A 26,447-nucleotide genomic window follows, 5' to 3' on the forward strand; every position below is an offset into this window, starting at 1 on the left:
ACGGCCTGACAATATTTCAAAGAGAACGGACACATGGCGGAACTGATAGCCTTTTTGATCGAACACTTCCAAAACTTTGCCGACTGCCCCACCGGCGGCGACCTGTGCAACATACTGGAAGAAGTCGGCTTCGGCGAAACCGAAATCCGGAAAATCCTGACCCTGGTCGACGTGCTGAACGAAGAATCGCAGCTGCAAACCGGCAGCCAGAGCGCGGGCGGCCTGCGCGCCTACTGGCCGGAGGAAATCGAACGCCTGCCCGCCGAAGTGCGCGGCCTGCTGCATTCGCTCGAACAGGCCGGCGCATTGGATGCCGGGCAGCGCGAATTCGTCATCAACGCCCTGATGTTCATGCCTGCCGAAGAAATTACTGCCGACACCGCCAAAGTCATGACCCTGCTGGTGTTGTGGGCGCAAAACGCCGAATTGCCCGTTTTAATCGGCGACGAACTGATGGCCGCCCTGCACGGGCAGGCCACCATGCACTAAACCATACGTTCGGACAACACATTATCCGTTCCTTTTTCAGACGGCCTACCCCACAAGGGCAGGCCGTCTGAAATACCGAAACGGCGTATCTGCCCATACCGGAGAAAACAAAATGGCAAAAAACCTTGTAATCGTCGAATCGCCCTCAAAAGCCAAAACACTGAAAAAATATTTGGGTGGCGATTTTGAAATACTCGCATCCTACGGCCATGTACGCGATTTGGTGCCCAAAAACGGCGCAGTCGATCCCGACAACAACTTTGCCATGAAATACGAACTGGTTTCCCGCAACATCAAACATGTCGATGCCATCGTTGCCGCCGCCCGCGAGGCGCAAAACCTCTATCTCGCCACCGACCCGGACAGAGAAGGCGAGGCCATTTCCTGGCACTTGCAGGAAATTTTAAAATCCAAACGCGGCCTGAAAAACATCAGCCCGCAGCGCGTCGTGTTTCACGAAATCACCAAAAGCGCCGTACTCGAAGCCATCGCCCACCCGCGCGGCATCGAAATCGACCTTGTCGATGCCCAACAGGCACGGCGCGCGCTCGACTATCTCGTCGGCTTCAACCTTTCGCCGCTGTTGTGGAAAAAAATCCGCCGGGGCTTGAGTGCCGGCCGCGTACAAAGCCCCGCCCTGCGCCTGATTTGCGAACGAGAAAACGAAATCCGCGCTTTTGAAGCACAGGAATACTGGACCGTCCATCTCGACAGTCACAAAAACCGCAGCAAATTCACCGCCCGCCTCGTGCAATGGCAGGGCGAAAAACTCGAACAGTTTTCCCTGCCCGACGAAGCCGCACAGTCTGCCGTACTGAAAGAGCTGGAAGGCAGAGAAGCCGTTGTCGCCGCCGTAGAAAAGAAAAAGCGCAGCCGCAACCCCGCCGCGCCGTTTACCACCTCCACCATGCAGCAGGATGCCGTACGCAAACTCGGCATGACCACCGACCGCACCATGCGTACCGCCCAGCAGCTTTACGAAGGCATCGATGTCGGACAGGGCGCAACCGGCCTCATCACCTATATGCGTACCGACAGCGTTACCCTTTCCGACGAAGCGCTGGTCGAAATCCGCCACTACATCGAAAACAAAATCGGCAAAGAATACCTGCCCGCCGCCGCCAAACACTACAAAACCAAATCCAAAAACGCCCAAGAAGCCCACGAGGCCATACGTCCGACTTCGGTTTACCGCACGCCCGAAAGCGTGAAACCCTTTCTCACCGCCGACCAGTTCAAGCTGTACCAAATGATTTGGCAGCGCACCGTGGCCTGCCAGATGACGCCCGCCAAATTCGACCAGACCACCGTCGATATTGCCGTGGGCAGCGGCGTGTTCCGCGTAACCGGCCAAGTACAGACCTTTGCCGGTTTCTTGAGCGTGTATGAAGAAGGAACAGACGACACCGACGAAGGCGAAGAAAACAAAAAACTGCCCGAAATGAAAGAAGGCGAGCAACTGCCCGTCGACAACATCTACAGCGAACAACACTTCACCAGCCCGCCGCCGCGCTTCAACGAAGCCACACTGGTCAAAGCACTCGAAGAGTTCGGCATCGGCCGCCCCTCGACCTATGCCAGCATTATCTCCACCCTGAAAGACCGCGAATATGTAACGCTCGAACAAAAACGCTTCATGCCCACAGACACCGGCGAAATCGTCAACAAATTCCTCACCGAACACTTCGCCCAATACGTCGACTACCACTTCACCGCCAAACTCGAAGACCAGCTTGACGAAATCGCCAGCGGCAAACGAGAGTGGATACCCGTGATGGACAAATTCTGGAAGCCCTTCCACAAACAGGTTGAAGAAAAAGAAGGCATAGAACGCGCCAAATTCACCACCGAAGAGCTGGACGAAACCTGCCCCAAATGCGGCAGCCACAAACTGCAAATCAAATTCGGCAAAATGGGACGCTTCGTTGCCTGTGCCGGTTATCCCGAATGCAGCTACACACGCAACGTTAACGAAACCGCCGAAGAAGCCGCCGAGCGCATCGCCAAAGCCGAAGCCGAGCAGGCCGAGCTCGACGGGCGCGAGTGCCCCAAATGCGGCGGACGGCTGGTGTACAAATACAGCCGCACCGGCAGCAAATTCATCGGCTGCGCCAACTACCCCAAGTGCAAACACATCGAACCTTTGGAAAAACCCAAAGACACCGGCGTCGAATGCCCGCAATGCAAAAAAGGACATTTGGTCGAACGCAAATCGCGCTACGGCAAACTGTTTTACAGTTGCAGCACCTATCCCGACTGCAACTACGCCACTTGGAATCCGCCGCTGGCCGAAACCTGCCCCAAATGCCAATGGCCGGTATTGACCGTCAAAACCACCAAACGCTGGGGCGTGGAAAAAGTCTGCCCGCAGAAAGACTGCGGCTGGAAAGAGCAAATCGAACCGCCCGCACCGAAAGCCTGACCTGTGCCATAGCGGCAAAAACACAGAGGCCGTCTGAAAACATTTTTCAGACGGCCTCTGCCTTTGGCAGGATATATCGTGTGGCGGCGCACGTGTTCTTTATTTGACAGGCCGCCCTCCCGACAAGCCCTTCACACCGCGTGTACCGTTCTGCAACACCGGCACGGAATTCGTTCGGAGCAGCCTCTGCCGTCAGGTAAGGCTTGCGGCACCGCCACGCACGCGGTTGCGGATATTTACACAGTTTTTGCAAAAAAAGGAAAACGAGGCCGTCTGAAAGCACGTGTCCGGCACGTCCGAAATGCAGTTTTACGTTTTTCAGACGGCCTGTTTGCTGATGCGGATTGGCCGTATGCGGTGTGCGGCACAAAGTTTTGAGGCCGTCTGAAAACCGTTTTTGCGATTTTCAGACGGCCTTTTATATTGTCAGAAAAGCCCAGCCTGCTCCGGCAGTGTGCCGCCTGTGGTTTTACCGTACAAGGCAAGTACCGCCATTTCTGCGGAATCACAGGTAAAACCTTTGACAAGGGCTTTTATGCCCGAAGAGTGGGAAAACGGTCTGCTGCGTCAGGCGACTGATTGGAATACGGTGCGCCTGTTTCTCCGCATGAACCCATAAACAGCCCTATAATCGGCATATTTCGGTTTGAGGCCGTCTGAAAACCGCTTTTTGGTTTTCAGACGGCCTGTGATTCACAACGACGGAGCAATTATGAATATACGCCCACCAGTTTCACTACTCTTGTCTGCCGCCCTCTTGGCCGCCTGCGGCGCACAGGAGCAAGATGCGGAAAGCGGACAATCCGAGGCTCCGGTCGCCGCGTATGCTCTGCCTGCGGCGGAAAAAGGCGGGCAGGAAAGTTCCGCCCGCGCCGACAGCATCATATTGTCGCAGAAGCCGGAAGGGCGGCAGATGGTGGTGGAAGCCGATATATCGTTTAAAACGAAAGACAGCCGCCAAACCTTGTCCGAATTGGAAAAGCTGGCTCTGAAATACGGCGGTTTCGTCGAAAAAAGCCGTATCGAAGCCGAAACCGAAAGCGAGCGCACCTATCCGCAGCAGGACGGTACGCTGCTGGTTGTCCGCCGCTACGGGCAATACGGCAGCATGACGGTGCGTCTGCCGAAAGAAAAAACAGCGGATTTTCTGCGCGACATACAGCCGTTTGTCGTATTTCTTGAAAACCAGTCATTTGCCGCCGCCGATGTCGCGCTAGACATACGCCGTCAGGCATTGGAAGCGGCGCGGCAGCACAGTTTGGCCGAACGCCTGCAACAAGCCGCTTCGTCTGCTGAAAAAAGCAGCAAAAGCGGTACTGCCGAAGTGCTGGTCAGACAGTCCGAAGCACGCGCAGAAGCGGAATATGCCCGATTGCAGCAGGCATATTGGCAGGACAAAGTGGCTTTCGCCACCCTCAACCTGCGGTTTTTCCAACCGGAATCCGTGTTCCGCTACACCCGTCCCGACAGCGATGCCGAGGCGCGGCAGTATGCGCCCTCGTTTTGGCAGTCGGCGGGCGTGATGTTGAAGCAGGGCTGGGCGGGATTCGTGCGGCTGTCCCTTTTGCTGGCCGCGCTGTGGCCGCTGTGGCTGTTTTCAGCCCTGTTCGTAGTCTTCTGGCGCATTGTCCGCAAACGCAGCATCAGAAAGAAAGTATGAGTCATCCCAAACACCAAAACCAAGTCCGCATCATCGGCGGCACGCACAGGGGGCGGAAAATTACCTTCGCCGTTTCAGACGGCCTGCGTCCCACTCCCGACAGCGTGCGCGAAAAACTGTTCAACTGGCTGGGTCAGGACATGACGGGGCAAACCGTACTCGACCTGTTTGCCGGAAGCGGCGCACTCGGTTTTGAAGCGGCCTCGCGCGGTGCGGGGAAAATCGTCATGATTGAAGCGGACAGGCAGACCGCACAAAATCTGAACCGGCATAGGGAACAGTTCGGCTGGGACGGCACAGTCTTCGTCTGCTGCCGTACGGCCGCCGCATTTCTAAACAACACCGCCCAAACCTTTGATACCGTTTTTCTCGATCCGCCGTTTGCATGGCAGGAATGGCCGGTTTTGTTTGTCGCACTCAAAGGCCGTCTGAAAACCGATGCACGGGTTTATATCGAGGCGGCACGTTTGCCGGAACTGCCGGAGTGGCTCACCGTATTGCGCGAAGGCAGGGCAGGGCAAAGCAGGCATCTTCTGGCGCGTGTGTCAGCCGGGCTGCCAAATTAATGATAATTATTCATTAAACGTATAAAAAACAAAAAGCTAAAATAAAGGCGTGATATAATCCGCGCCCGATAAATTCCAAACACACCCACTTCAAGAAGGATTCAACCATGTCGCTCTTTATTACCGATGAGTGCATCAACTGCGACGTTTGCGAACCGGAATGCCCCAACGATGCCATTTCACAAGGCGAAGAAATCTACGAAATCAACCCCAACCTCTGCACGCAATGCGTCGGCCACTACGACGAACCTCAGTGTCAGCAAGTATGCCCTGTGGACTGTATTCTGATTGACGAAGAGCATCCCGAAACGCATGATGAGCTTTACGCCAAATATATACGCATTGTAGAAGAGAAATAAAAAATAATTAAAAACTATTGCAAATATATACTTATGCTTGCATTAAAGCTGTTTCTCCAAAATTATTTCAACTTCGCGCTTGACGATGTTGGCAACGGTTGGTACTATCGCGCTTCTGTTTTGGTGGGATTCCCGAGCGGTCAAAGGGGGCAGACTGTAAATCTGTTGCGAGAGCTTCGAAGGTTCGAATCCTTCTCCCACCACCATATCTAAAAAAATTGCCGGAACATGGATTCCGGCAGTTGAATATGCGGGTGTAGCTCAATGGTAGAGCAGAAGCCTTCCAAGCTTACGGTGAGGGTTCGATTCCCTTCACCCGCTCCAATAAATTTCCAGGCCCATGTAGCTCAGGGGTAGAGCACTCCCTTGGTAAGGGAGAGGTCGGCAGTTCAAATCTGCCTATGGGCACCAACTAATTATTTTATTTAATGTTCTAATTTCAGATAGGAAGTTTGCCATGGCAAAGGAAAAATTCGAACGCAGCAAACCGCACGTAAATGTCGGCACCATCGGTCACGTAGACCATGGTAAGACCACCCTTACTGCTGCACTGACTACTATTTTGGCTAAGAAATTCGGCGGTGCCGCAAAAGCCTACGACCAAATCGACAATGCCCCCGAAGAAAAAGCGCGCGGCATTACCATCAACACTTCGCACGTCGAATACGAAACCGAAGGCCGCCACTACGCACACGTAGACTGCCCGGGACACGCCGACTACGTTAAAAACATGATTACCGGTGCCGCCCAGATGGACGGTGCGATTTTGGTGTGTTCCGCAGCCGACGGCCCCATGCCCCAAACCCGCGAACACATCCTGCTTGCCCGTCAGGTAGGTGTACCCTACATTATCGTATTCATGAACAAATGCGACATGGTGGACGACGAAGAGCTGCTTGAGTTGGTTGAGATGGAAATCCGCGACCTGCTGAACAGCTACGAATTCCCGGGCGACGACGTACCGATTATTAAAGGTTCCGCCCTTAAAGCACTCGAAGGCGACACTTCCGACATCGGCGAAACCGCCATCTTCGCTTTGGCTGATGCTTTGGACAGCTACATCCCCACGCCCGAGCGTGCCGTAGACAAACCCTTCCTGCTGCCGATTGAAGACGTATTCTCCATTTCCGGCCGCGGTACCGTGGTAACCGGACGCGTAGAGCGCGGTATCATCCACGTAGGCGACGAGATTGAAATCGTCGGTTTGAAAGAAACCCAAAAAACTACCTGTACCGGTGTCGAAATGTTCCGCAAACTGCTGGACGAAGGCCAGGCAGGCGACAACGTCGGCGTACTGCTGCGCGGTACCAAACGCGAAGAAGTGGAACGCGGTCAGGTTTTGGCCAAACCCGGCACCATTACCCCGCACACCAAATTCAAAGCCGAGGTATACGTACTGAGCAAAGAAGAAGGCGGCCGCCATACACCGTTCTTCGCCAACTACCGTCCCCAGTTCTACTTCCGTACGACTGACGTAACCGGTGCGGTAACTTTGGAAGACGGAGTGGAAATGGTGATGCCCGGTGAGAACGTAACCATTACCGTAGAACTGATTGCTCCGATCGCCATGGAAGATGGTCTGCGTTTCGCCATTCGCGAAGGCGGCCGTACTGTGGGTGCCGGCGTGGTTTCTGCCGTAATCGCTTAAATTATATAGGCCAGTAGCTCAATTGGTAGAGTATCGGTCTCCAAAACCGAGGGTTGGGGGTTCGAAACCCTCCTGGCCTGCCAAATAAAAACTAACCGGCTTGTGTCGGTTAGTTTTTTCTATTGATTGGTATGAATTATGTCTAAGCAAGATTCTGAGAATAAAGTCGCCACAAGTGTTGTTGTTAGTGATAGATTACAGCAGCAGGTTAAACAAGTGAGAAAATCTGCCATATCGGTTGCGGTTAGGATGATTTTTATCTTGCTTGTTATAGCTGGTGCAATTTTATTATTGCAATACAGGCCTGATTTGCCGCCTTATTTGCAAAATGTGGTAAGTGCTATATCTGCTTTATTGATTATAGTAATTTGTATATGGGGAAATTTTTATCGGTTCATACGTTATGTTCGGGAATCGATAACTGAATTGAAAAAAGTTGTATGGCCGGAAAAATCCTATGCTGTTAGGATGACTGGATTTGTTTTGGTCTTTGTTACTATACTTGCCGTTTTTATTTATGGCGTGGATACCGTGGTTTCTTGGGTATTGTTTGATCTTCTGATGCGATAGGGGGTGTATATGGCTAAGCAGTGGTATGTTATCCAAGCTTATTCCGGATTTGAAAAAAATGTTCAAAAAACTTTGAAAGAGCGTATTGTGCGGGAGGGTATGGAACAGTATTTTGGGGAAATATTGGTTCCTGTCGAGGAAGTAGTTGATATTAAGAACGGTCGGCGCACGGTCAGCGAAAGAAAATTTTTTCCGGGGTATGTGCTTATTGAGATGGAAATGTCTGATGATTCTTGGCACTTGGTAAAGAGTACACCTAGGGTATCTGGCTTTGTTGGAGGAGTTGCTAATCGTCCTTTGCCAATTTCACAAAAAGAGGTTGAGATAATTATGGCTCAAGTTCAGGTTGATGGTGAAAAACCCAAACCGAGGGTAGAATTTGAGATTGGGCAGAAAGTGCGCGTAAATGAAGGTCCTTTTGCTGATTTTAACGGCGTTGTAGAAGAAGTTAATTATGAACGCAACAAGTTGCGCGTTTCTGTTCAGATTTTCGGCAGGGAGACTCCTGTTGAATTGGAATTTGGGCAGGTTGAAAAAAATTAGGGGCTGTCCTAGATAACTCAGGAAATTCCACATAGTTTAGAATTTCCCCATGAGAAAAAGTCGTCTAAGCCAGTACAAGCAAAACAAACTAATTGAACTTTTCGTTGCAGGTGTAACCGCCCGCACGGCTGCCCAATTGGCGAACGTCAACAAAAACACCGCAGCCTATTACTTCCACCGTTTACGTCTGCTTATTTACCAAAACAGCCGCCACTTAGAAATGTTTGACGGCGAAGTAGAAGCAGATGAGAGCTATTTCGGCAGACACTACAAAGGCAAACGCGGTCGCGGAGCTGCTGGCAAAACTGCAGTATTCGGCTGTTAAAGCACAATGGCAAGGTTTACACCGTTGCCGTACCCAATACGCAAACAGCAACATTACTGCCCATTATCCGAGAACAGGTTAAGCCTGACAGCATTGTTTACACGGATTGCCATAAGGGCTATGGCGTGTTGGACGTGAGTGAGTTCAATCATTTCCGTATTAACCACAGCACACATTTTGCCCAAAAGCACAATCATATTAACGGAATTGAGAACTTTTGGAGTCAGGCAAAACGGCATTTGCGTAAGTTTAACGGCATTCCCAAAGAGCATTTTGAGCTGTATTTGAAAGAGTGCGAATGGCGTTTTAACAACAGTGAGATAAAAGTTCAAATTTCCATTTTAAAACAATTAGTAAAATCGGATTTGTCCTAGTTATCTAGGACAGCCCCAAAAATTAAGTGCTTGGCTGTGCTTTGGTATTGGTGCTTGATTTTTAATTTTTAAAAATGTAAAATGACAAGTTCGTCAATTGGGGAGCAGGATTTATTCTGCGTTTTACCCGTTTTTTAGGAGCTTTTCAGTGGCAAAAAAAATAGTCGGCTATATTAAACTGCAGATTCCTGCAGGCAAGGCCAATCCTTCTCCTCCTGTTGGTCCTGCTTTGGGTCAGCGGGGTTTGAATATTATGGAGTTTTGTAAAGCATTTAATGCTGCGACTCAGGGTGTAGAGCCGGGTTTGCCTATTCCGGTTGTTATTACTGCGTTTGCAGATAAGTCCTTTACTTTTATTATGAAAACCCCGCCAGCATCCATTTTGCTAAAAAAGGCGGCTGGTTTGCAAAAGGGAAGTTCCAATCCTTTAACTAATAAAGTAGGGAAGCTGACAAGAGTGCAGTTGGAAGAGATTGCTAAGACTAAAGAGCCGGATTTGACTGCTGCTGATTTGGATGCAGCAGTGCGGACTATTGCTGGTTCTGCTCGCTCAATGGGCTTGGATGTGGAGGGCGTATAAATGGCTAAGGTATCTAAACGATTAAAAGCTCTGCGTTCTTCTGTTGAGGCTAATAAACTGTATGCGGTTGATGAGGCGATTGCATTGGTAAAAAAAGCGGCTACGGCTAAATTTGATGAGTCCGTAGATGTTGCTTTTAACTTAGGTGTTGATCCTCGTAAATCCGATCAGGTTATTCGTGGTTCTGTTGTTTTGCCGAAAGGTACAGGTAAAACCACTCGTGTGGCTGTTTTTGCTCAGGGTGCAAATGCTGAGGCTGCGAAAGCTGCCGGTGCCGATATTGTCGGCTTTGAGGATTTGGCAGCGGAAATCAAAGGTGGTAATTTAAACTTTGATGTAGTTATTGCATCTCCTGATGCGATGCGTATCGTTGGTCAGTTGGGTACGATTTTAGGTCCGCGAGGATTGATGCCTAATCCGAAAGTGGGTACGGTTACCCCGAATGTTGCTGAGGCTGTAAAAAATGCAAAAGCCGGTCAAGTGCAATATCGTACAGACAAAGCAGGTATTGTTCATGCGACTATCGGGCGTGCTTCATTTGAAGAGGCAGCATTGAAAGAGAATTTCAATGCGTTGTTGGATGCTATTTTGAAGGCTAAGCCTGCTGCTGCAAAAGGCCAGTATCTGAAGAAGGTTGCTGTGTCCAGTACCATGGGGCTTGGTGTTCGTGTTGATACTTCAAGTATCAACAATTAATAAAATAGAAAATTTCGGGTGGCCTGGCATTTTAGCTTAGACTGCTCGGATTTGGGCTGCTTAGATTGAAGATTAAGTAGATGTCCAAGACCGTAGGGATCATGTGATTTAATTGTAACAACCCTACGCAGACGGTAGTCCTGAAACGTATTACGAGCTTACTTGTAAAATGTCTTTTTAGGTTGCCGAGCTGGTGGAGTACCGTTTCGGTATTCTTTTGATAAACAGTGGGAGGTAGACCTTGAGTCTTAATATTGAAACCAAGAAAGCGACTGTTGAGGAGATTGGTGCGGCAATTGCCAATGCACAAACCCTCGTGGTTGCAGAGTATCGCGGTATCAGTGTTGCCAGCATGACCGAGCTGCGTGCGAATGCGCGTAAAGAAGGCGTATATTTGCGTGTTCTGAAAAATACTTTGGCCCGTCGTGCGGTGGAAGGTACTTCGTTTGCCGGATTGGCGGATAGTATGATTGGTCCGTTGGTTTATGCTGCATCTGAAGACGCTGTCGCTGCTGCAAAAGTGCTGCATCAATTCGCGAAAAAAGATGACAAAATTGTTATTAAAGCCGGTGCTTATAACGGTGAGGTAATGGGTGCTGCTCAGGTAGCTGAGTTGGCTTCTATCCCGAGTCGTGAAGAGCTGTTGTCCAAGCTGTTGTTCGTTATGCAGGCTCCGTTGTCTGGTTTCGCACGTGGGTTGGCTGCGTTGGCGGAGAAAAAAGCAGGCGAAGAAGCCGCTTAATCAATTTTGTTTCATTTGAAACTTTATCTTTAAATACAATTATTGGAGTTTGAATAGCATGGCTATCACTAAAGAAGACATTTTGGAATTAGTTGGTTCTTTGACCGTAATGGAATTGAACGATTTGGTTAAAGCATTTGAAGAAAAATTCGGTGTATCTGCGGCAGCAGTTGCTGTTGCTGCTGGTCCGGCTGCTGCTGGTGCTGCTGCAGAAGAGAAAACCGAATTTGATGTTATCTTGGCTTCTGCCGGAGATCAGAAAGTTGGCGTAATTAAAGTTGTCCGTGCCGTTACCGGTTTGGGCTTGAAAGAGGCTAAAGATTTGGTTGACGGAGCACCGAAGGCTATTAAAGAAGGTGTATCTAAAGCCGAGGCGGAAGATATTCAGAAACAGCTGGAAGAAGCTGGCGCAAAAGTCGAAATCAAATAAGTTTTACCTGTATAAGGCTGGCAGCTTGGCTGCCAGCCTTATTGCATCTGTTATTTTTTAATATCGAAGTTTACTTATTTTTTCATTTCTAATTTATTCAATTAAAAAATAAGTGAATTTGGTAGGTTTTGAAGGGGGTGTATATCCCCTGATGTTTCAGACGGCCTCAGTATTGGGACGGATTAATTAATCGTTATCTTTGGAGTAGTACGCCATGACTTATTCTTTTACCGAGAAAAAGCGTATCCGTAAAAGTTTTGCAAAGCGCAAAAACGTATTGGAAGTACCTTTTTTGCTGGCTACCCAGCTTGATTCTTACGCTAAATTCCTGCAGCAGGAAAAAGCTTATGACAAACGTGCGGACGAAGGTTTGCAGGCTGCGTTTAATTCCATTTTTCCTATCGTAAGCCACAACGGCTATGCCCGTTTGGAATTTGTGCACTATATTTTGGGAGAGCCACTGTTTGATATTCCCGAATGCCAGTTGCGCGGGATTACGTATGCGGCTCCCTTGCGTGCGCGTATCCGCTTGGTAATTTTGGATAAGGAATCCAGCAAACAAGATGTGATTAAGGAAGTGCGCGAAAACGAAGTTTATATGGGTGAGATTCCATTGATGACTCCCAGCGGCTCTTTCATTATTAATGGTACCGAGCGGGTTATCGTGTCACAGCTGCACCGCTCCCCGGGTGTATTTTTCGAGCACGACAGAGGTAAGACCCATTCTTCGGGCAAGCTGCTGTTTTCCGCCCGCGTTATCCCTTACCGTGGTTCTTGGTTGGATTTTGAATTTGATCCGAAAGATTTGCTGTATTTCCGTATTGACCGCCGCCGGAAAATGCCGGTAACCATCCTGCTGAAAGCATTGGGTTATACCAATGAACAGATATTGGACACTTTTTACGACAAAGAAACCTTTTATCTGTCAAAGGACGGAGTCCGTACCGATTTGGTGGCAGGCCGTCTGAAAGGAGAAACTGCCAAGCAGGATATTGCCGATAAGGACGGTAATATTTTAGTGGCCGCAGGTAAACGTATTACTGCCAAACACATCCGTGATATTGAAAAATCAGGCTTGAAGTATCTGCCAGTTGAGGCGGATACCCTGATCGGCAAATCATTGGCACGGGATGTGGTGGCGGAAGACACGGGAGAAGTGCTGGCTGCGGCCAATGACGAGATTACTGAAGAACTGTTGGCTCAGTTTGATATTAACGGCGTGAAGGAAATCCAAACCCTCTATATCAACGATTTGGATCAGGGCGGATATATTTCGGCCACGTTGCGCACGGATGAGACCGTAGGCCAGCATGCTGCACGCATTGCCATCTACAGAATGATGCGCCCGGGCGAACCACCCACCGACGATGCTGTCGAATTGCTGTTCAACCGGCTGTTTTTCAACGAAGACAGTTACGATTTGTCGCGCGTGGGACGTATGAAGTTCAATACCCGTACGTACGAACAAAAATTGAGCGACGAACAGAAGGCCTCGTGGTACGGCCGCTTGCTGAATGAAACATTTGCCGGTGCGGCGGCAAAAGGCGGATTTGTACTGAATGTTGAAGACATTGTGGCATCTATTGCTACTTTGGTCGAGTTGCGCAACGGGCATGGAGAAGTAGACGATATCGACCACTTGGGCAACCGTCGCGTGCGTTCGGTAGGAGAATTGGCGGAAAACCAGTTCCGCAGCGGCCTTTCGCGTGTCGAACGTGCAGTAAAAGAGCGTCTGAATCAGGCGGAATCAGAGAATCTGTTGCCTACCGATCTGATTAATGCCAAGCCGGTTTCTGCGGCCATTAAAGAATTTTTCGGTTCGAGCCAGTTGTCGCAGTTTATGGATCAGACCAATCCGCTTTCGGAAATCACACACAAACGCCGCGTGTCCGCACTTGGCCCGGGCGGTCTGACCCGCGAGCGTGCAGGCTTTGAAGTGCGCGACGTGCATCCGACCCACTACGGCCGTGTTTGTCCGATTGAAACGCCGGAAGGCCCGAACATCGGTCTGATCAACTCGCTCTCCGTTTATGCACGCACTAACGAATACGGCTTTTTGGAAACACCGTACCGCCGTGTCGTAAACGGCAAAGTAACCGATGAAATCGAATATCTCTCCGCAATCGAAGAAGGCCGTTTTGTTATCGCACAGGCAAATGCCGCATTGGATAACAAAGGCCGTCTGATTGACGATTTGGTAACCTGTCGGGAAAAAGGCGAAACCATCATGGCCACCGTCGACCGCGTGCAGTATATGGACGTGGCAACAGGACAGGCGGTATCGGTTGCCGCATCCCTGATTCCCTTCCTCGAGCATGATGATGCAAACCGTGCCCTGATGGGTGCGAATATGCAGCGTCAGGCCGTACCCTGCCTGCGTGCGGAGAAGCCGATGGTGGGTACCGGTATTGAGCGCGATGTTGCGGTAGACAGCGCGACAGCCATTGTCGCCCGTCGTGGCGGCGTGGTCGAATATGTCGATGCCAACCGTGTGGTAGTAAGGGTTCATGACGATGAAGCCGTGGCAGGCGAAGTGGGCGTGGATATTTACAATCTGGTGAAATTTACCCGTTCCAACCAGTCTACCAACATCAACCAGCGTCCTGCCGTAAAAGCCGGCGACGTGCTGCAGCGCGGCGATTTGGTGGCCGACGGTGCGTCTACCGATTTGGGCGAGCTGGCATTGGGTCAGAATATGACCATCGCCTTTATGCCGTGGAACGGCTACAACTACGAAGATTCGATTCTGATTTCCGAAAAGGTGGCCGCTGACGACCGTTACACCTCCATCCATATCGAAGAACTGAACGTTGTTGCCCGCGATACCAAACTCGGTGCCGAAGACATTACCCGCGATATTCCCAATCTCTCCGAGCGTATGCAAAACCGTCTGGACGAATCCGGTATTGTTTACATCGGTGCGGAAGTGGAGGCAGGTGATGTGCTGGTGGGCAAAGTAACGCCCAAAGGCGAAACCCAGCTCACGCCAGAAGAAAAACTGCTGCGCGCCATCTTTGGCGAAAAAGCCTCCGATGTGAAAGACACCTCGCTGCGTATGCCCACCGGTATGAGCGGCACCGTTATCGACGTGCAGGTGTTTACCCGTGAAGGCATCCAACGCGACAAACGCGCCCAGTCCATTATCGATGCAGAGCTGAAACGCTACCGTTTGGATCTGAACGACCAGTTGCGCATTTTCGATAACGACGCATTCGACCGTATCGAACGCATGATTGTCGGCCAGAAAGCCAACGGCGGACCGATGAAGCTGGCCAAAGGCAGCGAAATTACCGCCGAATATCTCGCCGGACTGCCGAGCAAACACGACTGGTTCGACGTGCGCGTCGCCGACGAAAACATCGCCAAACAGATGGAGCTGATTAAAAGCAGCTTGCAGGACAAACGCGAAGAAGCCGAAAGCCTGTTTGAAATCAAGAAAAAGAAAATGACCCAGGGCGACGAATTGCAGCCCGGTGTGCAGAAAATGGTCAAAGTCTTTATCGCCATCAAACGCCGCTTGCAGGCGGGCGACAAAATGGCCGGCCGCCACGGCAACAAAGGCGTTGTATCGCGCATTTTGCCGGTGGAGGATATGCCCTATATGGCAGACGGCCGCCCCGTGGACATCGTACTCAACCCGCTGGGCGTACCCTCGCGTATGAACATCGGCCAGATTCTCGAAGTGCATTTGGGCTGGGCGGCAAAAGGCATAGGCGAACGCATCGGACGGATGCTGGACGAGAAACGCAAAGTCAAAGAAATCCGCAAATTCCTCGACACCATGTACAACGGCAATCTCGGCGGTACGGATATGCACAAGGAAAACCTGTCGCAGCTTTCCGATGCGGAAATCCTCACGCTGGCGCAAAACCTGCGCAACGGTGCAACCTTTGCCTCGCCGGTATTCGACGGTGCACACGAGAGCGAAATCAAAGCCTTCCTCGAACTGGCCTACCCGAGCGACGATCCCGAAGTGCAGAAACTCGGTTTCAACGACACCAAAACCCAAATCACCCTCTACGACGGCCGTTCGGGCGAGCCTTTCGACCGCAAAGTAACCGTCGGCGTGATGCATTATCTGAAACTGCACCATTTGGTAGACGAAAAAATGCACGCACGCTCCACCGGCCCCTATTCGCTGGTTACCCAGCAGCCGTTGGGCGGCAAAGCCCAGTTCGGCGGCCAGCGATTCGGCGAGATGGAGGTTTGGGCGTTGGAGGCCTATGGCGCATCCTACGCCTTGCAGGAAATGCTTACCGTGAAATCCGACGACGTGAACGGCCGCACCAAAATGTACGAAAACATTGTCAAAGGCGAACACAAAATCGATGCCGGTATGCCCGAGTCCTTCAACGTATTGGTTAAAGAAATCCGTTCGCTGGGCTTGGATATCGACTTAGAGCGTTACTGACGGCGGGTTTCAGACGGCCTCAAAACCAAGAGGCCGTCTGAAAAAGCCGCCCGCGCAGAATGCGGCGGCACATACCCGTTTCAGACGGCCTTTGCCTGTTGCGGCGTAGAGGCCGTCTGAAAAAAACATTCCGCATCCGCGATACGGAACAAAACCCATCCTTACCGAGGAACAGAAATGAAAGCATTGCTAGATTTGTTTAATCCCCTGCAAGCAGCAGGAATGGAAGAAGAATTTGATGCCATCAGAATCGGCATCGCCTCGCCCGAAACCATCCGTTCGTGGTCTTACGGCGAAGTGAAAAAACCCGAAACCATCAACTACCGCACGTTCAAACCCGAGCGCGACGGCCTCTTCTGCGCCAAAATCTTCGGCCCGGTAAAAGACTACGAATGCCTGTGCGGCAAGTACAAACGACTGAAATTCAAAGGTGTTACCTGCGAAAAATGCGGCGTGGAAGTAACCCTGTCCAAAGTGCGCCGCGAACGTATGGGACACATCGAACTGGCCGCGCCCGTCGCCCACATCTGGTTTTTGAAATCCCTGCCCTCACGCTTGGGTATGGTATTGGACATGACCCTGCGCGACATTGAGCGCGTCCTGTATTTTGAAGCCTTCGTCGTAACCGATCCGGGTATGACACCCATGCAGCGCCGCCAGCTGCTGACCGAAGAGGACTACTACCAGAAGCTGGAAGAATACGGCGACGACTTCGATGCCAAAATGGGCGCGGAAGGCATCCGCGACCTGTTGTCGAATCTCAACATTGCCTCCGAAGTGGAAATACTGCGTCAGGAATTGGACAGCACCAATTCCGACACCAAAATCAAAAAAATCGCCAAACGTTTGAAAGTGTTGGAAGCCTTCCAGCGCAGCGGCATGAAGCTCGAATGGATGATTATGGACGTGCTGCCGGTGCTGCCGCCCGACCTGCGCCCGCTGGTGCCGCTGGACGGCGGACGTTTTGCCACCTCCGATCTGAACGACCTCTACCGCCGCGTCATCAACCGCAACAACCGCCTCAAACGCCTGTTGGAGCTGAATGCGCCCGACATCATCGTACGCAACGAAAAACGTATGTTGCAGGAAGCGGTGGATTCGCTGCTGGATAACGGCCGCCGCGGCAAAGCGATGACCGGAGCCAACAAACGCCCGCTGAAATCGCTGGCCGATATGATTAAGGGCAAAAGCGGACGCTTCCGTCAAAACCTGCTGGGCAAGCGCGTGGATTATTCCGGCCGCTCCGTGATTACCGTCGGCCCCTACCTGCGTCTGCACCAATGCGGTTTGCCGAAAAAAATGGCATTGGAACTGTTCAAACCGTTTATCTTCCACAAGCTCGAACTGCGCGGCGAAGCGTCCACCGTCAAAGCGGCGAAAAAACTGGTCGAACAGGAAGTGCCGGTGGTTTGGGATATTTTGGACGAAGTCATCCGCGAACACCCCATCATGCTCAACCGTGCGCCCACCCTGCACCGTTTGGGCATCCAGGCATTCGAGCCGATTCTGATTGAAGGCAAAGCCATTCAGCTTCATCCCCTGGTCTGCGCGGCATTCAATGCCGACTTCGACGGCGACCAAATGGCCGTCCATGTTCCGCTGAGTCTGGAAGCGCAGATGGAGGCACGCACGCTGATGCTGGCTTCCAACAACGTGCTGTCGCCCGCCAACGGCGAGCCGATTATCGTGCCTTCGCAGGACATCGTATTGGGTCTGTACTACATGACCCGCGACAAAATCAACGGTTTAGGCGAAGGCAGCCTGTTTGCCGACGTAAGGGAAGTACACCGCGCCTACCACACCAAACAAGTGGAGCTGGGTACCAAAATTACCGTACGCCTGCGCGAGTGGGAGAAAAATGCGGCAGGCGAATTCGAGCCGGTGGTCAAACGCTACGAAACCACCGTCGGCCGCGCACTTTTGAGCGAAATCCTGCCCAAAGGCCTGCCGTTTGAGTACATCAACAAGGCGTTGAAGAAAAAAGAAATATCCAAGCTGATTAATGCTTCGTTCCGCCTGTGCGGCCTGCGCGATACGGTCATTTTCGCCGACCACCTGATGTATACCGGTTTCGGCTTTGCGGCCAAAGGCGGGATTTCCATCTGCGTGGACGACATGGAAATCCCGCAGGAAAAACCCGCCCTGCTGGCAGAGGCGCAGGCCGAAGTGAAGGAAATCGAAGACCAATACCGCCAGGGTTTGGTTACCAACGGCGAACGCTACAACAAAGTCGTGGATATTTGGGGTCGCGCCGGCGACAAAATCGCCAAGGCGATGATGGACAACCTGTCCACCCAGAAAGTTATCGACAGCGAAGGCAAGGAAGTCGATCAGGAGTCGTTCAACTCTATTTATATGATGGCCGACTCCGGTGCGCGCGGTTCGGCGGCACAGATTAAGCAGCTTTCCGGTATGCGCGGCCTGATGGCCAAGCCTGACGGCTCGATCATCGAAACCCCGATTACTTCCAACTTCCGCGAAGGCCTGTCGGTACTGCAATACTTTATTGCTACCCACGGTGCGCGTAAGGGCTTGGCCGATACCGCATTGAAAACCGCCAACTCCGGTTATCTGACCCGCCGTCTGGTGGACGTAACCCAAGACTTGGTGGTGGTGGAAGACGACTGCGGCACGTCCGACGGTTTCGTCATGAAAGCCGTGGTACAGGGCGGCGACGTAATCGAGCCGCTGCGCGACCGCATCTTGGGGCGCGTTGCCGCACAAGACATCGTCGATCCGTCTACCAACGAAACGCTGGTTGAGGCCGGCACCATGCTTTCCGAGCAACTGGTCGATCTGATTGACAATTCCGGCGTGGACGAAGTGAAAGTCCGCACCCCCATTACCTGCAAAACCCGCTACGGCTTGTGTTCCAGATGTTACGGACGGGATTTGGCACGCGGCAAACTGGTCAATACCGGCGAGGCCGTCGGCGTGATTGCCGCCCAGTCCATCGGCGAACCGGGTACACAGCTTACCATGCGTACCTTCCACATCGGCGGTGCGGCCTCCCGGGCGGCGGCGGCCAGCCAGGTGGAAGCCAAGTCCAACGGCACGGCGCGTTTCAACAGCCAGATGCGTTATGTTGCCAACAACAAAGGCGAACTGATCGTTATCGGACGTTCCAGCGAAGTCGTCATCCACGACGACATCGGCCGCGAGCGCGAACGCCACAAAGTGCCCTACGGTGCCACCCTGCTGGTGCAGGACGGCGAAGCCGTCAAAGCCGGCACCACGCTGGCCACTTGGGATCCGCATACCCGTCCGATGATTACCGAGCACGCCGGTACGGTGAAATTCGACAACATCGAAGAGGGCGTAACCGTTGCCAAGCAGACCGACGAAATTACCGGCCTGTCCACCCTCGTTGTGATCGACGGCAAACGCCGTTCCAGCAGCGCGAGCAAACTGCTGCGCCCGACCGTCAAACTTTTGGACGAAAACGGCGAAGAGGTCAGAATCCCCGGCACCGAAACCGCCGTTTCCATGGCCTTCCCCGTAGGCGCGGTGATTACCGTGCGCGAAGGGCAGGAAATCGGCAAAGGCGACGTATTGGCGCGTATCCCGCAGGCATCGTCCAAAACCCGCGACATTACCGGCGGTCTGCCCCGTGTGGCCGAGCTTTTCGAAGCACGCATTCCCAAAGACGCGGGTATGCTGGCCGAAGTAACCGGCACCGTATCCTTCGGCAAAGAAACCAAAGGCAAACAGCGTCTGGTGATTACCGATGTGGACGGCGTGGCGCACGAGACCCTGATTTCCAAAGAAAAACAGATACTCGTGCATGACGGACAAGTCGTAAACAGAGGCGAAACCGTCGTCGACGGTTCGGTCGATCCGCACGACATCCTGCGCTTGCAGGGCATCGAAGCCCTTGCCCGTTACATCGTGCAGGAAGTGCAGGAAGTTTACCGCCTGCAAGGCGTGAAGATTTCCGACAAACACATCGAAGTCATCATCCGCCAAATGCTGCGCCGCGTGAACATCGCCGATGCGGGCGATACCCGCTTCATTACCGGCGAGCAGGTCGAACGCGCCGACGTAATGGCCGCCAACGAGAAAGCCGAAGCCGAAGGCAAAGAGCCGGCCCGCTTCGACAACATCCTCTTGGGCATTACCAAAGCCTCGCTTTCCACCGACAGCTTTATTTCCGCCGCCTCCTTCCAGGAGACCACCCGCGTACTGACCGAAGCCGCCATCATGGGCAAACGCGACGAGCTGCGCGGCCTGAAAGAGAACGTGATTGTCGGCCGCCTCATCCCTGCCGGCACCGGCCTTACCTACCACCGCAGCCGCCGCCGCCAATGGGCGGAACAGCAGGAAGCGGCACAGGAAGACGCGGCACGCACCGCCGCCGCCGAAGAAGCATCCGGCGAGCAGCCGCAGGCGTAAACCGCAGCCGCAGCAATCCGCAGGGCATCCGCTCCGCCGTACAAAACGCCGTCTGCAAAGACGGCGTTTTTTGTGTCAGTTATCGCTCGCCGACTCGATATAAGGCAAAAGGCCGTCTGAAAACGCTTTTTTCAGACGGCCTCCGATATTAGGGCAGGGCGTGCCGCACAGCGGCGCACGCGGTTTTTAAAGTTTGCGGGAAGTGCGTGGTTCGTTGCAGGGCGGAGGAGGCGTGCGCCGCTGCGGCGGCACACCTTACGGCAGACTCGGCACGGCGGGCAGCTTTGCAGGTTAGATGTGGGAATGCGGCATACAGAAACTGAAATGCAAAGGCTGTCTGCACAGGTATGGCAAGGAAAGCAGACAGGCCGTCTGAAAATGCCGCTTCCGTTTTCAGACGGCCTTTGCCGTTAAAGCAGGGCGTATCGCCGCAACAGCGCACGCGGTTTGGAGGTTTGTGGCAACAAGGGATTGGTGCGGCGCGGGCTGTGGTATGTGTTTTTGCACTCTGCCGACGGTTGCGGAATATCCCGCATCGTGCGGCCGCAAGCCAAGCCGCCCGCGACAGATGCGGCGTTTGCCCGTATCATCCGCTCCGTACCGCTTTGCACAGATGTGCCGCCGCAAGGGTTGCAGGCCGTCTGAAAAGTCCCGTTCCCGCTTTTCAGACGGCCTCAATCTCAAACAGGCCGTCTGAAAACCGTCCGCCCTAAGGAATCCGACCATGAAACACATTCTTCTGCTCAACGGCCCCAATCTCAACCTTCTCGGCACACGCGAGCCGCAGATTTACGGGCATACCACCCTCGCCGACATCGAACGGCACATTGCCGCGCTTGGCGAAACTTTCGGCATCCGCGTCGAAAGTTTCCAGAGCAACGGCGAAGGCGAGCTGGTGGGCCGCATCCACCGCGCCCGCGAAGAAGGAGCGGCGGCGGCCATCGTCAATGCGGGCGCGTACACCCACACCAGCATCGCCCTGCGCGACGCGCTGGCCGGCACCGCGCTGCCCTTTGTCGAAGTCCACATTTCCAATGTTTACAAACGCGAGCCTTTCCGCCACCACTCCTATCTTTCCGATCTTGCCGTCGGCGTGATTGCCGGCTTGGGCGTGTACGGTTATGAAGCCGCCCTGCGTTTTTTGTTTGAAACCGAGGCCGTCTGAAAATGCCAGCCGTTTTCAGACGGCCTGATTATGGCGCTCTCCGTTAAGAAAGCGTAAAATCCCTGCCCGTATCACCCTGCGTGCGGCTGTTTGCAGCCGTTTGGAAACACAATCTGCAATATTGTTTGTTCAATGTCGATGAGAAAGGACAAGATGATGCGCACAGCCTTACTAAGCATACTGCTCGCGCTGCCCGCTGCCGCCGCCGCAGGCGACAGCATTTATTTCACCAGCCCCAGCGGCAATATTTTCTGCTTGGGCGATTCGCGCCAGGAATACGGCAAAGACGGCTGGTGGGGCGTTACCTGCGAGCTGCGCGGACATCGGGAAAACATCCGTCCGGCGCAAAAGCGTCCGGACGATTGCGATGTGGATTGGGGCAACAGCTTTTCGCTGGAAACGGACAAACGCCCCGTGGCCGACTGCCGTGGCGACACCGGCAGAAGGGAAAACGCCCCCGTGCTGGCGTATGGCAAAACCATACGCGGCAAAGGCTGGCAATGCACCAGCCGCAAAGACGGGATGCAGTGCCGCAACCGAAGCGGACACGGCTTTCATCTGAGCCGCTCGCGGCAACTGCTGTTTTAAATGGTTTCAGGCTGCCGGTTGTCTTGCGACGGGCAGCCTGAAAAACATCTGTTCCCGCCCGATCCGGCACACCTTGCCGTGCAAGGCACGCCGCCGAAATACCGTTTCCGACGCAAGCGGTGGCGGCAAATCCGCATCGGGCAATATCAGGGAGAACGGCCATGCTGGGTGCGGCCATAGGCGACATTGCCGGTTCGCGTTTCGAATTTGACAACTGCCGCCGTACTGATTTTGAATTTTTCCATCCCGACTGCGGCTTCACCGACGACACCGTGTGCACCGCCGCCGTGGCCGACTGGGTGGCGCGCGGCTGCGGCGGCGGTTTGGCCGCCATCCTGCAAGACTGGTGCAGCCGCTATCCCCATCCCAAAGGCAGCTACGGCGGTATGTTCGGACGCTGGATCCATACGCCCGACCCGCAGCCTTACAACAGCTGGGGCAACGGCTCGGCCATGCGCGTGTCCGCCGTGGGCTGGGCGTTCGGCAGCTTGGACGAAGTGCTGCATTACGCCGCCGAATCCGCCGCCGTTACCCACAGCCATCCCGAAGGCATCAAAGGTGCGCAGGCGGTTGCCGCTGCGGTTTTTTGGGCGCGCACGGGCAAAAGCAAAGACTTTATCCGCGACGCAATCCGCTGCCGCTTCGCTTATCCGCTGCACGAGGGCTGCGACGCAATCCGCGCCGCCAACACGTTTGACGAAAGCTGCATGAAAACCGTGCCCGACGCGCTGGCGGCGTTTTTCGAGAGCGAAAACTTCGAACACGCCGTGCGGCTGGCCGTGTCGCTGGGCGGCGATTCTGACACCATCGCCGCGATTGCCGGCAGCATCGCCGAAGCCTGCTACCGCGACATTCCCGAGGACATCGTCCGCCAGACCCTCGCCATCCTGCCCGGGGACATCGCCCGAACCCTGCTGGCGGTAAAAGAAGCCGCGCCGCCTGTTTGAAATACCAAAGGCCGTCTGAAAAAAGCGTTTTCAGACGGCCTTTGCCGTTAAAGTAGGGTGTGCCGCCTAAGCGGCGCACGCGGCTGCTTGGGGATTGGGAAACGGCGTGCGTGGCAGAGCCGCATACTCTATACATACGGACTGCGCTTGCCGAAACGGCCTTTTCAGACGGCCACCGATATCAGGGTAGGGGCGCGTGCGTCGCTGTGCGGCACACCCTGCACAGGTATGGCACGGAAAACAGACAGGCCGTCTGAAAATGCCGCTTCCGTTTTCAGACGGCCTCTGCCTGTTGCCGCCTCCCCGCGCCGGCCGTACAATCCGCACACATTAACGTTAATATCAACATCAAGACGATAAGGAAGGTTTTATGGACATTCTCTCCCGTATGCAGGCTCTGCCTCCGGGCAGGTTTCACTACCGGCTTTTGCTGTTGGTGGGGCTGGGCTGGCTGTTTGATGCCATGGACACCGGCATGGTGTCGTTCATTTTGCCCGAATTGGGTAAAGACTGGGGTTTGCAGGCCTCCGCGCTCGGACAGATTGTCAGCATGACGTTTGTCGGCATGGCGGCCGGCGCGGTGGTCAGCGGACACTTGGCCGACCGCTTCGGACGAAAAACCGTATTTGCCGGCACCATGCTGGTGTACAGCATCGCAACAGGCCTGTGCGCGTTTGCACCGAATCTTCCGCTGCTGCTGCTCTGCCGCTTTTTTGTCGGCGTGGGGCTGGGCGGACAGCTTCCGGTAGCGGTGTCGCTGGTAAGCGAATACGCGCCGCCCAAAGTGCGCGGGCGGTTTATCGTGCTGCTGGAAAGTTTTTGGGGGCTGGGCTGGCTGGCGGCGGCATTGGTTTCGTATTTCCTCATCCCGCGTTTCGGCTGGCACAGCGCGTTTTTGGTCGGCGCACTGCCGGTATTGTATGTGCCGCTGGTGTGGAAATACCTGCCCGAATCCGTACCCTACCTGCTCTTGCGCGGGCGCACCGAAGAAGCGCACCGGCTGGTCGGCCGCTTGGAGCAACAGGCGGGCATCACACCCTATCCCGAAGCCATTGTCGCGCCGCAGCCCGATCGCGGCCGGCCGCGTTTTGCCGCGCTGTGGCAAAAGCCCTTTCTGCGGCGCACGCTGATGCTGTGGCCGGTGTGGTTCGGCATCGTGTTTTCCTATTACGGCATCTTTACCTGGCTGCCGAAGCTCTTGGTCGAACAGGGCAACCCCATCGTCAAAACCTTTGAATATGTATTGGTGATGATTGTGGCGCAGCTTCCCGGCTATCTTGCCGCCGCGCTGCTGGTGGAACGCATCGGCCGCAAAGCCACGCTGGCCGGCTTTCTCGCCGCCTGCGCCCTGTGCGCGTGGCAGTTCGGGCAAAGCGGCAGCGCGGGCGAAATCATGTTTTGGGGCAGCCTGATGTCGTTTTTCAATCTCGGCGCATGGGGCGTGCTCTACACCTACACGCCCGAGCTCTACCCGCTGCATTTCCGCGCCTTCGCCTCGGGCTGGGCGGGTTCGGTGGGACGCATCGGCGGCATTGTCGCGCCGATGGCCGTGGCCGCCGTGTTGGATGCGAAAGGCAGCTTCCATCTGATTTTCCTGATGTTTGCCGCCGTGATGCTGTTGATTGTGGCCGTGATTCTGCTGCTGGGCGAAGAAACCAAAGGGCGTACGCTCGAAGACATCAGTTCGTAGCTTCGGCAAGGGTTTTGCCGGCATTGTTTAGCCATACGTGTGCGGCAGCGGCGGCGCACGCGTTCTCCGTCAAACCACGCGCCGCAGGCCGGAACGCAAACCGGCCTGCGGCGCGTGGTTTTGGTTTTCTCCTCAGCCGGCCGCCGCAACGGCGGAGCGTTCGGACAGAATCCGCGCCACCGCTTCCAGCCCTGCCGCATCGTCGGCATCAAAGGCGGACAGGGTTTGCGCGTCGGCATCGAGCACGCCCCACACCCCGCCCGCCGCATCAAGAAGCGGCACGACGATTTCCGATTTCGAGTGGGACGAACAGGCGATATGGCCGGGAAAGCTGTCCACATCGGCCACCACCAGCGTCTGCGCCTGCCGCCACGCCTGCCCGCATACGCCGCGTCCGAAGCGGATGCGGGTGCAGGCGGCCGGGCCCTGAAACGGGCCGAGGACGAGCTCCTGCCCGCGTACCAGATAAAAGCCGACCCACAGCCAGCCGAAGGCTTCTTTCAATACGGCGGCGGTGTTGGCGAGATTGGCGGTCAGATCGGATTCGCCTTCGGTGAGGGCGGAGATTTGCGGCAGCAGTTCGGCGTAGCGGCCGGTTTTGGTTTGTGCGCTAAGGTTTAGAGTGTGCATATTTTTCCTTTCGTGGCGTTGCAGTTGAAAATGTCCTGTCGCGGCGGAGCAAGGCGGAGACGGGACGGGCGGGAAGTTTGGGATGGGACGGGTTTTTGCACGGTGAAGCGGAAAGCCGTGCGCTTGCCGTAACGCAGGTGCAGGCAAATCCGACGGCTGCAACGGCTTTTCAGACGGCCTCTGCCGCGTTTGCCGTCAGGCTGCCTGTGCGACAAGGCGGGTGCGGATAAAAGCATTCGGCCTGCGGCAGGCCTTGTCCCATAGTATAGCGGAACAGGCGGCAACGCCCGCCGCCGTGCCGAAATACGTTTTCAGACGGCCTGTATCCCCCGTTTCGCCGCTGTGCAAAAAACGGCAAAGCCGCTGGCATCGGAGGCCGTCTGAAATTAGGATTGCGCCCGTTTTTTGTCTCCGTTTCCATGCCGCCATGTCCCTGCGCCCGACCACTTTTCCCACCCGTTTTGCCCGCCTGTCCGCCATGCTGCGCTGGCTGTTTGCCACGGTGCGGCGTATCGGACGGCTCGACGACGCGTCGCAGGAAGTACGCAATGCCGAGTTTGCGGCAATCTGCCGCGACGCGCTGGACATCCTCAATGTGCGGCTCGATGTACGCAACAGGCCGTCTGAAAGCCCGCGCGGGGTGCTGGTGGTGTCCAACCATGTGTCGCTGCTGGATATTTTCGCCATCACGGCGGTATGCCCGAGCGGCTTTGTCGCCATGAAGGAGCTGGAACGCTGGCCGCTGGTGGGGCGGGCGGCGCGCAATGCGGGGGCGGTATTTATCGATCGGGGCAGCCGCAAGGATGTCGGACTGATCAACGGTGCCGTCATCCGTTCGCTGGAAAGCGGGCAGAATGTCTGCTTTTTCCCCGAGGCGCGGACTTCGTGCGGCGACGGCATCCTGCCTTTCAAAGCCGCGCTGTTCCAGTCGGCTCTGGATGCCCGCGTACCGGTGCAGCCGCTCGCCCTGCGCTATTTTGACGGACTGAACCGCCGCACGGAGCAGCCTTCGTTCAGCGGGGTGAACCTGTTGGTTTCGATGTGGCGCATCGTGTCGATGCGGGAAGTGCGGGTCCGTGTCGATTTTCTGCCTCCTTTCGCACCCGAGGGCGACCGTTTCGCCCTGAAAGACCGCGTGGAAGCGGCGGTGGGCGCGGCGGTAGGCGGTTTTGCAGACGGCGGCGGCCTGACGGAGGAAGGCTTGTGATAGCCTTATACAA

The 26,447-nt window shown here is 54.5% G+C and carries 20 protein-coding genes, 4 tRNA genes and 1 pseudogene; 24 read left to right on the top strand and 1 reads right to left on the bottom strand.

Annotated elements, in window-relative coordinates; translation table 11 throughout:
* Positions 1-33: 33 nt before the first annotated feature.
* The 23 genes and pseudogenes from DYE40_RS09720 to DYE40_RS09840 all read left to right on the top strand — a co-directional run bounded on the left by DYE40_RS09720 (position 34) and on the right by DYE40_RS09840 (position 24,597).
* Complete coding sequence (locus DYE40_RS09720; protein WP_115308882.1) at positions 34-489, top strand: Smg family protein; 456 nt, start codon at positions 34-36, stop codon at positions 487-489.
* A gap of 112 nt (positions 490-601) precedes the next feature.
* Complete coding sequence (topA, locus tag DYE40_RS09725) at positions 602-2,911, top strand: type I DNA topoisomerase (protein ID WP_115308883.1); 2,310 nt, start codon at positions 602-604, stop codon at positions 2,909-2,911.
* Between the two features lie 712 nt (positions 2,912-3,623).
* Complete coding sequence (locus DYE40_RS09730; protein ID WP_115308884.1) at positions 3,624-4,571, top strand: DUF4349 domain-containing protein; 948 nt, start codon at positions 3,624-3,626, stop codon at positions 4,569-4,571.
* Positions 4,568-5,137, top strand: a complete 570-nt coding sequence (rsmD, locus tag DYE40_RS09735; RefSeq protein WP_115308885.1) for a 16S rRNA (guanine(966)-N(2))-methyltransferase RsmD — start codon at positions 4,568-4,570, stop codon at positions 5,135-5,137. Before DYE40_RS09730 ends, rsmD begins: the two co-directional genes overlap by 4 nt.
* Before the next feature lie 107 nt (positions 5,138-5,244).
* A complete protein-coding gene (locus tag DYE40_RS09740) occupies positions 5,245-5,496 on the top strand; it encodes a YfhL family 4Fe-4S dicluster ferredoxin (protein ID WP_115308886.1) in 252 nt (83 codons plus the stop codon).
* Positions 5,497-5,618: 122 nt separating this feature from the next.
* Positions 5,619-5,702, top strand: a tRNA-Tyr gene (locus tag DYE40_RS09745).
* A gap of 44 nt (positions 5,703-5,746) precedes the next feature.
* Positions 5,747-5,820, top strand: a tRNA-Gly gene (locus tag DYE40_RS09750).
* A gap of 12 nt (positions 5,821-5,832) precedes the next feature.
* Positions 5,833-5,907: transfer RNA gene (locus DYE40_RS09755), tRNA-Thr, on the top strand.
* 46 nt (positions 5,908-5,953) lie between these two features.
* Positions 5,954-7,144 carry an elongation factor Tu gene (gene tuf, locus DYE40_RS09760; protein WP_115308024.1) on the top strand — a complete coding sequence of 397 codons (1,191 nt, stop codon included), beginning with the start codon at positions 5,954-5,956 and terminating at the stop codon, positions 7,142-7,144.
* Positions 7,145-7,151: 7 nt separating this feature from the next.
* Positions 7,152-7,227: transfer RNA gene (locus tag DYE40_RS09765), tRNA-Trp, on the top strand.
* Positions 7,228-7,282: 55 nt separating this feature from the next.
* Positions 7,283-7,714, top strand: a complete 432-nt coding sequence (gene secE / locus DYE40_RS09770; protein WP_115308887.1) for a preprotein translocase subunit SecE — start codon at positions 7,283-7,285, stop codon at positions 7,712-7,714.
* Positions 7,715-7,723: 9 nt separating this feature from the next.
* A complete protein-coding gene (gene nusG / locus DYE40_RS09775; RefSeq protein WP_115308888.1) occupies positions 7,724-8,257 on the top strand; it encodes a transcription termination/antitermination protein NusG in 534 nt (177 codons plus the stop codon).
* 49 nt (positions 8,258-8,306) lie between these two features.
* Positions 8,307-8,956, top strand: a pseudogene (locus DYE40_RS09780) (IS1595 family transposase).
* A 148-nt stretch (positions 8,957-9,104) separates the two neighbouring features.
* Positions 9,105-9,536: a 50S ribosomal protein L11 gene (gene rplK / locus DYE40_RS09785; RefSeq protein ID WP_115308889.1), complete on the top strand. Its 432-nt coding sequence runs from the start codon at positions 9,105-9,107 to the stop codon at positions 9,534-9,536.
* The gene (gene rplA / locus DYE40_RS09790; protein WP_115308890.1) at positions 9,537-10,232 is read left to right on the top strand and encodes a 50S ribosomal protein L1; all 696 of its coding nucleotides are present in this window, start codon (positions 9,537-9,539) and stop codon (positions 10,230-10,232) included.
* Between the two features lie 241 nt (positions 10,233-10,473).
* Positions 10,474-10,974 (top strand): 50S ribosomal protein L10, encoded by a 501-nt coding sequence (gene rplJ, locus DYE40_RS09800; RefSeq protein ID WP_115308891.1) that lies wholly within the window; start codon positions 10,474-10,476, stop codon positions 10,972-10,974.
* A gap of 58 nt (positions 10,975-11,032) precedes the next feature.
* Positions 11,033-11,404 (top strand): 50S ribosomal protein L7/L12, encoded by a 372-nt coding sequence (gene rplL, locus DYE40_RS09805; protein WP_115308892.1) that lies wholly within the window; start codon positions 11,033-11,035, stop codon positions 11,402-11,404.
* A gap of 214 nt (positions 11,405-11,618) precedes the next feature.
* Complete coding sequence (gene rpoB, locus DYE40_RS09810) at positions 11,619-15,815, top strand: DNA-directed RNA polymerase subunit beta (RefSeq protein WP_115308893.1); 4,197 nt, start codon at positions 11,619-11,621, stop codon at positions 15,813-15,815.
* A gap of 177 nt (positions 15,816-15,992) precedes the next feature.
* Entirely contained in the window at positions 15,993-20,207 is a 4,215-nt protein-coding gene (gene rpoC / locus DYE40_RS09815; RefSeq protein WP_115308894.1) for a DNA-directed RNA polymerase subunit beta', read from the top strand.
* Between the two features lie 724 nt (positions 20,208-20,931).
* On the top strand, positions 20,932-21,372 hold the full coding sequence (aroQ, locus tag DYE40_RS09825) for a type II 3-dehydroquinate dehydratase (RefSeq protein WP_115308896.1): 441 nt from the start codon (positions 20,932-20,934) through the stop codon (positions 21,370-21,372).
* A gap of 156 nt (positions 21,373-21,528) precedes the next feature.
* Entirely contained in the window at positions 21,529-21,960 is a 432-nt protein-coding gene (locus DYE40_RS09830; protein ID WP_147286626.1) for a DUF6636 domain-containing protein, read from the top strand.
* A gap of 161 nt (positions 21,961-22,121) precedes the next feature.
* On the top strand, positions 22,122-22,907 hold the full coding sequence (locus DYE40_RS09835; RefSeq protein WP_115308898.1) for an ADP-ribosylglycohydrolase family protein: 786 nt from the start codon (positions 22,122-22,124) through the stop codon (positions 22,905-22,907).
* 370 nt (positions 22,908-23,277) lie between these two features.
* Positions 23,278-24,597, top strand: a complete 1,320-nt coding sequence (locus DYE40_RS09840) for an MFS transporter (protein WP_115308899.1) — start codon at positions 23,278-23,280, stop codon at positions 24,595-24,597.
* Between the two features lie 132 nt (positions 24,598-24,729).
* On the opposite strand, the gene DYE40_RS09845 is transcribed toward DYE40_RS09840, so the two are convergent.
* Positions 24,730-25,227: a GAF domain-containing protein gene (locus DYE40_RS09845; protein ID WP_115308900.1), complete on the bottom strand. Its 498-nt coding sequence runs from the start codon at positions 25,225-25,227 to the stop codon at positions 24,730-24,732.
* A gap of 253 nt (positions 25,228-25,480) precedes the next feature.
* On the opposite strand from DYE40_RS09845, the gene DYE40_RS09850 reads away from it, so the two are divergent.
* On the top strand, positions 25,481-26,434 hold the full coding sequence (locus tag DYE40_RS09850) for a lysophospholipid acyltransferase family protein (RefSeq protein ID WP_244731587.1): 954 nt from the start codon (positions 25,481-25,483) through the stop codon (positions 26,432-26,434).
* Positions 26,435-26,447 lie beyond the last annotated feature (13 nt).

The organism is Kingella potus (assembly GCF_900451175.1).
GTDB lineage: Bacteria > Pseudomonadota > Gammaproteobacteria > Burkholderiales > Neisseriaceae > Neisseria > Neisseria potus.

Bases quoted from the DNA above. Each gene is read 5' to 3' on its own strand.
- rpoC (WP_115308894.1), top strand. From the start codon at position 15,993: ATGAAAGCATTGCTAGATTTGTTTAATCCCCTGCAAGCAGCAGGAATG.
- tuf (WP_115308024.1), top strand. From the start codon at position 5,954: ATGGCAAAGGAAAAATTCGAACGCAGCAAACCGCACGTAAATGTCGGC.
- DYE40_RS09845 (WP_115308900.1), bottom strand. From the start codon at position 25,227: ATGCACACTCTAAACCTTAGCGCACAAACCAAAACCGGCCGCTACGCC.
- rplL (WP_115308892.1), top strand. From the start codon at position 11,033: ATGGCTATCACTAAAGAAGACATTTTGGAATTAGTTGGTTCTTTGACC.
- DYE40_RS09730 (WP_115308884.1), top strand. From the start codon at position 3,624: ATGAATATACGCCCACCAGTTTCACTACTCTTGTCTGCCGCCCTCTTG.
- nusG (WP_115308888.1), top strand. From the start codon at position 7,724: ATGGCTAAGCAGTGGTATGTTATCCAAGCTTATTCCGGATTTGAAAAA.
- rplA (WP_115308890.1), top strand. From the start codon at position 9,537: ATGGCTAAGGTATCTAAACGATTAAAAGCTCTGCGTTCTTCTGTTGAG.
- DYE40_RS09830 (WP_147286626.1), top strand. From the start codon at position 21,529: ATGCGCACAGCCTTACTAAGCATACTGCTCGCGCTGCCCGCTGCCGCC.
- DYE40_RS09740 (WP_115308886.1), top strand. From the start codon at position 5,245: ATGTCGCTCTTTATTACCGATGAGTGCATCAACTGCGACGTTTGCGAA.
- secE (WP_115308887.1), top strand. From the start codon at position 7,283: ATGTCTAAGCAAGATTCTGAGAATAAAGTCGCCACAAGTGTTGTTGTT.
- rsmD (WP_115308885.1), top strand. From the start codon at position 4,568: ATGAGTCATCCCAAACACCAAAACCAAGTCCGCATCATCGGCGGCACG.
- DYE40_RS09720 (WP_115308882.1), top strand. From the start codon at position 34: ATGGCGGAACTGATAGCCTTTTTGATCGAACACTTCCAAAACTTTGCC.
- aroQ (WP_115308896.1), top strand. From the start codon at position 20,932: ATGAAACACATTCTTCTGCTCAACGGCCCCAATCTCAACCTTCTCGGC.
- topA (WP_115308883.1), top strand. From the start codon at position 602: ATGGCAAAAAACCTTGTAATCGTCGAATCGCCCTCAAAAGCCAAAACA.
- DYE40_RS09840 (WP_115308899.1), top strand. From the start codon at position 23,278: ATGGACATTCTCTCCCGTATGCAGGCTCTGCCTCCGGGCAGGTTTCAC.
- DYE40_RS09835 (WP_115308898.1), top strand. From the start codon at position 22,122: ATGCTGGGTGCGGCCATAGGCGACATTGCCGGTTCGCGTTTCGAATTT.
- rpoB (WP_115308893.1), top strand. From the start codon at position 11,619: ATGACTTATTCTTTTACCGAGAAAAAGCGTATCCGTAAAAGTTTTGCA.